Origin of the sequence: Acinetobacter sp. CIP 102529 (genome assembly GCF_000368325.1) — a bacterium.
GTDB classification, from domain to species: domain Bacteria; phylum Pseudomonadota; class Gammaproteobacteria; order Pseudomonadales; family Moraxellaceae; genus Acinetobacter; species Acinetobacter parvus.
In genome coordinates, this window is the sequence record NZ_KB849355.1 from 1,564,303 (window position 1) to 1,575,285 (window position 10,983).

8 protein-coding genes and 1 pseudogene are annotated in these 10,983 nt (G+C 46.1%); 1 reads left to right on the top strand and 8 read right to left on the bottom strand.

Annotated features, from left to right (window positions below; translation table 11 throughout):
• The first annotated feature begins 52 nt into the window (after positions 1-52).
• A complete protein-coding gene (ponA, locus tag F972_RS12880; protein ID WP_081399048.1) occupies positions 53-2,641 on the top strand; it encodes a penicillin-binding protein PBP1a in 2,589 nt (862 codons plus the stop codon).
• A gap of 13 nt (positions 2,642-2,654) precedes the next feature.
• On the opposite strand, the gene F972_RS12885 is transcribed toward ponA, so the two are convergent.
• The 8 genes and pseudogenes from F972_RS12885 to F972_RS16595 form a co-directional block, all read right to left on the bottom strand.
• Positions 2,655-3,473 (bottom strand): putative RNA methyltransferase, encoded by an 819-nt coding sequence (locus F972_RS12885; RefSeq protein ID WP_004756985.1) that lies wholly within the window; start codon positions 3,471-3,473, stop codon positions 2,655-2,657.
• A 59-nt stretch (positions 3,474-3,532) separates the two neighbouring features.
• Positions 3,533-4,651 (bottom strand): phospho-N-acetylmuramoyl-pentapeptide-transferase, encoded by a 1,119-nt coding sequence (gene mraY / locus F972_RS12890; protein WP_004678787.1) that lies wholly within the window; start codon positions 4,649-4,651, stop codon positions 3,533-3,535.
• Complete coding sequence (locus tag F972_RS12895) at positions 4,652-6,049, bottom strand: UDP-N-acetylmuramoyl-tripeptide--D-alanyl-D-alanine ligase (protein ID WP_004756983.1); 1,398 nt, start codon at positions 6,047-6,049, stop codon at positions 4,652-4,654.
• Positions 6,050-6,071: 22 nt separating this feature from the next.
• The gene (locus F972_RS12900) at positions 6,072-7,571 is read right to left on the bottom strand and encodes a UDP-N-acetylmuramoyl-L-alanyl-D-glutamate--2,6-diaminopimelate ligase (protein WP_004756981.1); all 1,500 of its coding nucleotides are present in this window, start codon (positions 7,569-7,571) and stop codon (positions 6,072-6,074) included.
• A 3-nt stretch (positions 7,572-7,574) separates the two neighbouring features.
• Positions 7,575-9,407 carry a penicillin-binding protein PBP3 gene (gene ftsI / locus F972_RS12905; protein ID WP_004756979.1) on the bottom strand — a complete coding sequence of 611 codons (1,833 nt, stop codon included), beginning with the start codon at positions 9,405-9,407 and terminating at the stop codon, positions 7,575-7,577.
• Positions 9,408-9,417: 10 nt separating this feature from the next.
• Positions 9,418-9,756 carry a cell division protein FtsL gene (gene ftsL / locus F972_RS12910; RefSeq protein WP_004678792.1) on the bottom strand — a complete coding sequence of 113 codons (339 nt, stop codon included), beginning with the start codon at positions 9,754-9,756 and terminating at the stop codon, positions 9,418-9,420.
• Positions 9,753-10,679, bottom strand: coding sequence for a 16S rRNA (cytosine(1402)-N(4))-methyltransferase RsmH (gene rsmH / locus F972_RS12915; protein ID WP_004756977.1), 927 nt, complete (start codon positions 10,677-10,679; stop codon positions 9,753-9,755). The genes ftsL and rsmH overlap by 4 nt, the downstream gene beginning before the upstream one ends.
• 226 nt (positions 10,680-10,905) lie before the next feature.
• Positions 10,906-10,983: pseudogene (locus F972_RS16595) on the bottom strand (RNA-guided endonuclease TnpB family protein); the annotation flags it as partial.

Genomic DNA, 10,983 nt, shown 5'->3' on the forward strand with positions numbered 1-10,983 from the left:
ATATACTGACCACAATTAGTTTGCCATTCGCTCTTATTAAAACTTACTTATTATGAAAAAGCTATCCAGTTCTGGTATTGTTCGGCCATTTTTTTTGATCCTTATTATTATCTTAGTCTCACTTCCAATGGGATTTTATGGCATGTATCTCTATCTAGCACCCTCATTGCCAGATATGAGTTCATTAAAAAAGGCACCTTTATTAAAACCATTGCAAGTCTATACGGCGGATAACAAGCTCATTGCTGAGTATGGTGGCAAACTCTCCATTCCCGTAAAGTATGAGGAAATTCCTACTACCTTTATCCATGCTTTTCTGGCTGCTGAGGATTCCTCTTTTTTTGAACACAACGGTATTAGCTTCAAGGGCTTGGGGCGAGCCTTAACTGAATCCGTGACAGGTTCGGATGTGCAAACAGGCGGTTCAACCATTACCATGCAGGTGGCAAAAAACTATTATTTAAGTCCTGAAAGAACTCTTAAACGCAAACTGACTGAAGTTTTTCTTGCTCGCAAAATAGAGCAAAACCTGACCAAGCAGGAAATCTTAAGTTCTTATGTTAATAAAATCTTTTTAGGCAAAAATGCTTACGGCATCGCGGCGGCGGCAAGAATCTATTACAACAAAAATATTAATGAATTAACTACAGCACAAATGGCAATGATTGCGGGCTTGCCAAAAGCACCTTCCAAATACAATCCTGTGGTCAACCCAGAACGTGCGCTTGAGCGGAGAAACTGGATTCTTGGTCGCATGCTGCAATTGGGTTATATCAATCAAGCCCAATACCAGAAAGCTGTTGCCGAACCGATTAACCTCAACATGATTGACCGTTCCGTAAGCAACGTCTTTCCTTATGTGGGGGAAATGGTACGGGCCGAGCTGGTTGAGCATTTTGGTGAACAGGCAATTGATTCTGGCTATAAGGTCTATACCACCATTGACAGTAATCGCCAGCGTTATGCAGAGGAAGCTGTTCAGGAGGGTCTGGAAGCATATGACCGCCGTCATGGCTGGCGTGGTCCTGAAGCGCATGATAAACCACTCAGCCAGTTTATGGCCTATGCCAATACTTATCCAGCAGAGGTGGTGAAGGTCAATAATCATTCCTTTGATGCGCTCATGCAGGATGGCTCCACAGTGACAGTAAATTGGTCAGGCATGTCATGGGTGAGACCCTATCGCAATGCCAACAGCGTAGGTGGTGCGCCGTCAAATGCCTCTCAAATTGTAAAAGTAAAAGATATCATTCGCCTGCGTCCAAATGAGGACAAGAGTGTCTGGTCTTTGGTTCAGGTGCCTAAAGTTCAGGGACAGTTGATTGCGCTCAATCCAAATGACGGGGCAATTGAAGCAGTGGTCGGTGGTTATAACTTCTATCAGTCCAAGTTTAACCGTGCCATACAGGGCTGGAGACAACCTGGTTCAACCATTAAGCCTTTCATTTATGCACTTGCAATAGAACGCGGCATGACCCCGTACACTATGGTAAATGATAGCCCAATCACCATTGGCAAGTGGTCCCCTAAAAACTCCGATGGACGCTATCTGGGGATGATCCCCCTGCGCCGTGCGCTCTATTTATCACGAAATACCGTATCAGTACGATTATTGCAGAATGTGGGTATTGAGCGTGCACGCCAGCTATTTATGGATTTTGGTCTGGAAGAGGAACAGATTCCGCGCAACTACACCATTGCACTGGGAACTCCACAGGTATTGCCTGTGCAAATGGCGACAGGTTATGCCACCTTTGCCAATGGTGGCTATCGAATCCAGCCTCATTTCATCAAGCGAATTGAGGATGCATCGGGCAAGGTGATTTACGAGACCAAGCCTGAATATGCATGCATTCCATGTATTAATGATCCGAATGCCTATAATGAGCCACAACCCGAAGAAGCTGAAAAACAGCAAAATGGTGACGTTAAGGAAATCACCAATCAAACTCTGGATGATGCAACTGCTGCTTCTGAAACACAAATTACAGCTACAGACCCTGATAAAACAAGCAAAACCAACAGTGATTATCGTCAGGCACAACGTATTTTAAAATCAAGCTCAGCCTATGACATGGCCAATATCTTACGTGACGTGATTCAGCATGGTACAGGTCGTGCCGCACTCAAAATTGGTCGTAATGATCTGGGTGGCAAGACAGGAACCACCAATGATGCCAAAGATGCCTGGTTCGCTGGATTTAATGGAAAACTGGTTGCAATTGCCTGGGTTGGATTTGACCAGCCACGGACTCTGGGCCGCCGTGAATATGGTGGTGTCGCAGCCTTGCCAATCTGGACCAACTTTATGGCGAACTCACTAAAAGATACGCCATCTGCCTGGGTACGTCTGGATAGGGAGGCAAAAGAGCCTATTTCTCGCGATAAACTACAGCTCCAGCAAAATGAGAATCAAAAGGAATATCGTACATCTCCGCCTTTGGCTCGTCCATTGTACCGTCCAGCACCACCACCGCCTGATCGCTCAGCACAAAATGACTTCTCTGACTTACCCGATTCAGCCTCAGGTGAGGAGCAAATCATGCTGCCAACCCGAAAGCAACCACCAGCAATGAATACAACTCCACAGAATCCCCCTCCAAGGGATCAAATTGAAAATCTCATTAATGAGATTCAGTAAAACAAACAGGTCATCAAGTGGATGACCTGTTTCTTTTCTGGAAAACATAAATTTGAAATTCGGCTGTCACTGCAAAATATTGTTGCTGCTCAATCGCCTTTCGCCGCTCAGGATTGGCTTTATACGCATAAGGTGTCATGGCGATCAAATTCTTTAATGCATATTGGTCCAATGTCAGGTGTGCTTCAACAAGCTGTTCCTGCTTCAATTCAAATTCAGCATTCAGTTGCTCAACAAATTTCTGCGGCTCATGCAGTTTGACCTGTTCAAATAATGCCTCACGCAATTCATAAAGATGTCTTGGTGCAGGTGTGGCAATGATTAGATAACCCTCATCTTTCAATACCCTTGTAATTTCCTGTTGAGGAATGGGACTAAATAGGCTGGTACAGACATCAACCGAATGATCCTGCACAGGCAATATTGCCCCTGTACCCACCACCCAGACTATTTTTGAATTGAGTTTTGCTGCCCTTTGCACTGCGTTTTTGGCAATATCAACACCAACACAGTGTTTTGTCCAAGGCTGCATGGCATTGGTATAGTAGCCCTCACCACAACCAATATCCAGAATGGTATCTGGCTTGAATTGTTGCAGTAACTCCACCATCACCTGCTGTAATGGCTGATAAAACCCCACCTGCAAAAATTCTCGGCGCGCCAGTACCGACTCTGGCGTATCCCCAGGTGTTTTACTGTGTTTATGCTGTACCACATGCAGGTTGACATAGCCCTGTTTGGCCACATCATAATGATGCCCTTTTTCACACTGCCAAGAATTTGCGGCCAAATTCAATGCTTGGCGACAAACAGGACACATCAATACACTCATCTATTTTCTCCAAACATAAAAAAAGCTGGTATTCACCAGCTTCTCTCTTGAATCATGGCTTAACGTAATTTTAAGGTCATTAATCCCAACACAACCAGGAAAATGGTAATAATCCAGAAACGGATCACCACCTGGGTTTCTTTCCAGCCCTGTTTTTCATAATGGTGATGCAAAGGCGCCATGAGGAATACACGCTTGTTACGCATCCGCAATGAACCAATTTGCAGGAACACCGAAACTGCTTCCATCACAAAAACACCGCCCATAATCGCAAATACGATTTCCTGACGAACCATCACCGCAATCGTTCCCAGCATTGCACCGAGTGCCAATGCCCCCACATCACCCATAAATACCTGTGCAGGATGTGCATTGTACCAAAGGAATGCCAGACCAGCACCCACCATAGCAGAACAGATCACCACCAGTTCCGATGTATATTTTACATAAGGAATATGCAGATAGTTGGCAAAACGGATGTCACCTGACAGATAGGCAAACACACCCAGACCTGCCGCAACCATGACAATTGGCATAATCGCCAGACCATCCAGACCATCGGTGAGATTCACCGCATTGGATGCTCCATTAATCACCAAATAAGTAAAGCCAATAAATGCCAACCCTAATGGAACAGCCGAAAGTGGGATGGAAAGGTTTTTAAAGAAAGGGATCAACAAGTCCAGCATATTCGCAGTATAAACAGGATTATCCTGTTGTTTGGCAATCATATATAGGGCAATACCTGCACCGAGCGAAGCAACTGAAGTCCAAAAGAACTTTTTACGTGCAGGTAAGCCCGCATTGTCTTTATAACGAACTTTAATCCAGTCATCTGCCCAGCCAACCGCACCAAATACCACCATCACACCAAGAACAATCCAGACATAAGGATTGGATAAATCTGCCCAAAGCAGTGTACTAATGCCAATTGAGAGCAGGATCAAAATTCCCCCCATAGTTGGCGTACCCATTTTCTTGGCATGGTTTTCAGGTGCGAAGGAACTTACTGCCTGACCATATTTTAATGCCTGCAATTTACGAATCATCACTGGGCCTAATACCAGCCCAATTGTTAAGGCTGTCAGTAAGCTCAATAAAGAGCGCAATGTTAAATAACGAACAACTTGAAAGGAACTGTTATAGTCCGCCAATTGCTCAAATAACCATAACAACATTTAAATTTTCTCCATCAAATCCGCCATCAACGTTTCCATATGGGTATAGCGCGACCCCTTGAACAGGAAACTGATCGGCTGGTGTTGATGTGTTTGAACTAAATTAACTAAAAATGCTAAAGCCTCTGCCTGTGTTGCACATGCACATAACTTTTCTGAATGCGCCGAACCCTGCTGGGCTGCCGTGGCAAACTCACCCACAACAACCAAATGGTCGAGTGGCAACGCTGACAGATCACGACCCAGATCATGATGCTCCTGCCAACTGCTGTCACCCAATTCGCCAATATCTCCCATCACCATGACTTTTAAGCCCTGCTGCTGCAACAACACCTGTGCTGCGGCACGCATTGAAGTTGGATTGGCATTATAGGTGTCATCAATAAATAAACAATGTTGCTGCTGAATGAAATTCAGACGGCCTTTCGCTCCCTGCGCCCGCTCCAAACCTAGGACAATATCATCCAGTTCGATACCAATCGCCAAGGCAAAAGCCGTTGCCGCCGCTGCATTCTGCACATTATGCGCCCCTGCAAATGGCAGGCTCACCGCTCGGCTACCTTGCGGGGTATGCAGGTTAAATTGTGCCGACTGTGGGTTAAGCTGAATTTCGCTTGCATACACATCACCGCCCTCGCCAAAACTCAGAATGGAGTGATTGCCTGCATTTTGGCGAATGGTGGCCGTGAAATCATCATGTGCAGGGACAACTGCGGTACCGTTCGGCAAGATATGTGTGTAGATTTCTGACTTGGCACGGCAAATTCCATCACGTCCACCAAACTCACCCAAATGTGCTGTTCCAATATTCAGAATCCCAGCCACATGCGGTTGTACCAAATTTGAGGTGTAATCAATCTCACCCTGATGACTGGCTCCCAACTCCATCACTGCATACTGATGTTCTGGACGCAGTTCCAGCAACATCATCGGCACACCTAAATCATTATTCAGGTTACCCCGCGTAATCAGGGTGGGTGCCAAACGAGACAGGATACTGCCCAGCATTTCCTTGGTGGTGGTTTTGCCACTACTGCCTGTGAGGGCAATCACCTTGAGCTGTGGATTCTGCTGACGGCGATAGGCGCCAAGCTGCCCCAAGGCCACACGGGTATCTTTTACAATCAGTTGGGCAATATCCGCATCAACTGGTCGCTCGACAATGGCGATCTGGCAACCCTGTGTCGCCACTTGCTTTACAAAGTCATGCGCATCAAAACGCTCACCCTTTAATGCAAGGAAAGCATCACCCTCTTCCGCATGACGTGAGTCAGTCAAAATTCGCTTAATTTCCCCTTGAGGAATCTTATGCTGATGCCATTCACCCTGAGTTGCCTGTTGAAGTTGCTCTGCGGTCCAGGGAGTAAGTGGAACGGTACTGGTGGTTGAGGTATGCATGGTTTTTATTTACCTTTTGACCCTATTGTGCAGGATAAGCCGAATCTACAGAATGTGACTGTGCAGCAAGCGCTGACTGTACTTCCACCACATCATCAAACCAGTGACGAACCCCATCAATTTCCTGATAGTTTTCATGCCCCTTGCCTGCAATCACCACAATATCTCCTGCCTGTGCATGTGCCACCGCAAATTTAATCGCTTCACGACGGTCATGGATTTCATGCACAATATGATCAGCAAAATCAATTCCCTGCTTCATATCTGTAAAAATCTGTTCAGGATTTTCAGTACGTGGATTATCAGACGTTAAAATCACAGGATTGGCATGATCCAGTGCGGCCTGAGTCATGAGGGGTCGCTTTCCTCGATCTCTGTCTCCACCACAACCAAAAACAGCCCAAAGTTGACCTGTGACGTGGCGTTTCAAAGTGGTCAACACTTGAATCAAAGCATCAGGTGTATGCGCATAATCCACCACAAATAAACGTTCATGGTCTTGGATCACCTGCATACGACCAGGTGCGCCTTTTACTTCGGGTACAAATTTCACTAAGTCAGCAAGATCAAAACCTGCATATTCTGCTGCAATTAGGCTCGCCAATAGGTTTTCAACATTAAAATGCCCAAGGAGTGGACTTTGAACTGTATAACGACCCGCTGGGCTAATAAGCGTAAAACTTGCCCCACTCAAACGGTATTGCAAATCGGCGATATGATAATCGGCATTTGTCTGGGTCAGGGAATAAGTCAAAATTTTTGGCTGGGATGGATTGGCTTTGGCTGCATCCAGCATGAGACTGGAATGGGTATCATCCAGATTAATGATGACGGCTTTTAAGCTTGTAAACCTGAACAGTAAGGCCTTTGCCGCAGCATAGGCTTCAAGTGTGCCATGATAATCCAGATGGTCACGGCTTAAATTACTATAAACCGCAATTTCAATCTCACAGCCATTCAAACGGCCTTGCTCCAGACCATGTGAACTGGCCTCAAGTGCAACAAAACTGGCACCCTGTTTGGCATAGTCATGCAATGCGTTCTGCAACTGTAAGGCGTCCAAAGTGGTATGTGTTGATGGCGTAAGGTTTGGAAGAATGCCATTGCCTGTTGTTCCCATCACTGCACAGCCTTGCCCCTGTGAGCTAATCAGTTCAGCAATCAGGCGTGAAATGGTGGTTTTACCATTGGTTCCTGTGACTGCAATTCCACGCAGCGCTGTTACAGGATCGACTACCTGTAAATATTGCTTCTGCCATTCACCCATTAAATAACGGACTTCGGGACAAACCCATTCATTTGCAAGACCTAGATCTGTTTCACTTATCACCGCCAATGCACCCGCATTCAAGGCATTCTCAGCAAATAGACGTGTTTTTTCAGGTTGGCTATAACTGTTTAAGGCAATAAAGATTTGCCCCGCTTCAAGCTTACGGCTATCCAGACAGAAGCCTTTAAACGGTTGTGTATACCAAGCCGCATCTATGCTGATTTGATGTATCTGTTGAAAACTAATCGACATAATTTACCTACGGATTGGGTTTTGTGGGGTATCGAGTGGCTTATCCAGTGGAACATTGAGCAGACGTAAAGACTCCTGCATTATTCGTGCAAACACAGGCGCGGCAACCAGACCTCCGTAGTAACGGCCTTGCGGATTTTCCACCACCACAATCATGGCCAAACGTGGATCACTAATCGGTGCAACCCCTGCAAATAAAGCACGATACTCATTATTGGAGTAGCCTTTACGGTCAGCACGCAACTTGTGTGCCGTACCTGTTTTACCCCCCACACGGTAGCCAGGAATATTGGCCTGGGTCGCTGTTCCGCCTGGCATGGTAACCTGTTCCAGCATCATCAACACTTGATCGGCAATTTTAGGATCAAGCACCTGTTTACCCTTAGGTGGCTGATCCAGTTTATGCAGACTTAATGGTACTTCCACCCCATGATTTGCCAACACGGCATAACCTTGCGCCAACTGCAAAATTGTTGCATTTAAACCATAGCCATAAGCCATAGTCCCCAATTGTGATAGATTCAACTTATCACCTGAGTACAGCAGACCTGCACTTTCCCCTGGAAATTTAACATCTGAACGATGCCCAAAACCGACCCGACGGAAGAACGAGGGTATGGCATCTTTAGGCAAGGACAAGGCGAGTTTGGCTGACCCCACATTCGAAGATTTGACGATAATGCCTGTCAGGGTCAATGCACCATAGTTATGGGTATCGCGAATTGTATGTGAACCCAAACGCATCGAACCTGGTGAGGTGTTGACAATGCTGTTCGGCGTGTATTTGCCACTTTCTAATGCCGCCGCAACGGTAAACGGCTTCATGGTTGAACCTGGCTCAAACATATCAATGGCGCCACGGTTACGCATCGCGTCCTTATTGGAAAGCCCATTTTTATCATTCGGGTTATAGGACGGCCAACTGGTCATTGCCAAGATTTCACCTGTTTTCACATCCACCGCTATCGCGGTTGCTGAACGTGCATTATTCGCCACCCCAGCGGCTGTCAGTTCACGGTACATAATGTACTGCAAACGTGAATCTATACTCAGGGTAATGTTCTCGCCCGATTCAACTTCCTTAATGACTTCTGAAACTTTTAAACGGTTGCCTTTTTTATCCCGAATAATTTTTTGTTCGCCATCCAGTCCTGCCAGTTGCTTGTTCAACTGCATTTCCAGTCCCTCAATCCCTGTTCCCTCACTATTGGTCAGGCCAATAATCTGGGCATTGGGCTGGGGTTGCGGATAGTAGCGTTTATAACTTTTTTCCGCGTAGACACCTTGAAAGTTACGCTTAACAATTAAGTCAGCCTGTTGCGGTGGAATTTCTTTTTGCAGTACTAGATAACGTGACCGTGGACGATCATTCATCTGCTTTTTCAGGCTTTGACGATCGATACCCACTGCGTCTGCCAACTCATCCAGATTCAGGTTTTTATCAGGCAATTGACGTTTTAATTTACGACTGGTGGGATCTTTTTTAAGTTCAGCCATCGTTTCATCATAAAGCTGTTTGGCTTCCCAATAATCCCTTGGGTCGATGACAATCTTCATAATCGGGGTGCTGATCGCCAGTGGCACACCATGACGGTCGCTGATCACTCCACGCATTGCTTCTAAACGTTCAGTCCGCAGAATATTGGCATTGGCCTTGTTCTGCAAGAAATCCTTATTGACCACCTGTACATAAAAAGCGCGCGCCACAATCACCACAAAGCACAGCAGCACGGTTCCCCAAAGCAAGTAAAATCGCCAAATATCCAGCGCAAGGGTGGGTCTTTCCGAAATGGACTGCTGTTTTTTTCGTATTGGTTTGCTTCGCTTATCTGCCATACAGCATGCCTTATTTGTCTTGCTTTGAAGTCATAGGTAAAGAAATCACAACCGTTTGTGCCGCAGGCGGTGAAAACATGCGCAGTTGCGTGACCGCACGGGAACCAATCTGTGCCGTGGCACCAAAGGTTTGTTGCTCAATCAGCAAACGGCCCCACTCTGCGTTTAAATCATCCTTTTCACGCATGTAGGCACTTAAGTCACGATAATCATGGCGATACTCAAATACCTGAAACACCACCATCATTGCACTGACAAACACCAGTGCAACAAGTACAGCGTAAACAACAACCTTTTTTAGTCCCTTGCTGCCGCTTGATAAAATATCATCATTATTGTTGTTATTCATTGTTTGCCTTTCTGCTCTAAACGCTCCGCCACGCGCAGCCATGCGCTCCGCGAACGGGGATTTGCCTTGATTTCCGCTTCACTGGCGCGAACACGTGAAACTTTCTTTAAACGTCGGGTATCCACCTGTGCCTGTGGCATGCCCCAGCCTGAATCTTCAGCCAGACTCGATTCTTTTTGAATAAACTGCTTGATTAAACGGTCTTCCAGAGAGTGGAAGCTGATCACCGCTAACTGCCCTGTTGCCTTGAGCAATTCTACCGCCTGCGGCAGGAATTTCTCAATATCATCCAGTTCCTTGTTAATGGCAATACGAATGGCCTGAAAGCTACGGGTTGCGGGATGCTTATGCTTTTCCCATTTTGGATGTGCGGTTTTGACAATTTCAGCAAGCTGCGCGGTGGTGGTGATTTCACCCGCCTGCTTAATCGCCCTGGCGATACGGCGACTGTAACGCTCCTCACCATATTGATAGATAATATTGGCCAGTTTTTCTTCTTCGATTTCAAGCAACCATTGTGCTGCGGTCAAACCCTGCGAATTATCCATCCGCATATCCAGTGGCCCATCCTGCATAAAGCTAAAGCCACGCTCTGCCTGATCCAGCTGCGGCGATGACACGCCCAAATCCGCCATAATACCATCGACTTCAGTAATGCCGATTCTGGCAAGCTCAGCCTGAATATCGGCAAAACTGGCATGGATGATCCTGAAACGGGAATCTTCCTGTTCCAGTTGTGCCGCAACCTCAAGCGCCTGGGGATCTTTGTCAAATGCGTAAACACGCGCATTCTGATCCAGCTTTGAAAGTAACAGTCGGGTATGTCCGCCACGACCAAAGGTGGCATCGACATAAATGCCTGTGTCGCGACCTGCCAATACGCCATCAACGGTTTCATGAAGTAAGACAGAAATATGCGACATAAGAAATAGATCAATAGCTAAAAATGTAACTGCACATTATTACCTTGTTTTATGCCAGTACCAAACGACTTTTTGTAGAGAATTCTTAAATTTCTATAGATAAAACCGTTTTCTTCATCTTTTTTGCAAAAAAAGCAAATACATGCTGTGTATTTGCTTTTCACGTTTATTGACGCAGCTTTTGTTCTGAGTGTTTATTGCTTCTCTGATTGACATCCTCCCCGACCTAAAGGACGGGGATTCCTACTGCTAGACGCTCATGTCCGAGCGCAAGAATATTCAGTGCGGAATTTACATCCCGATC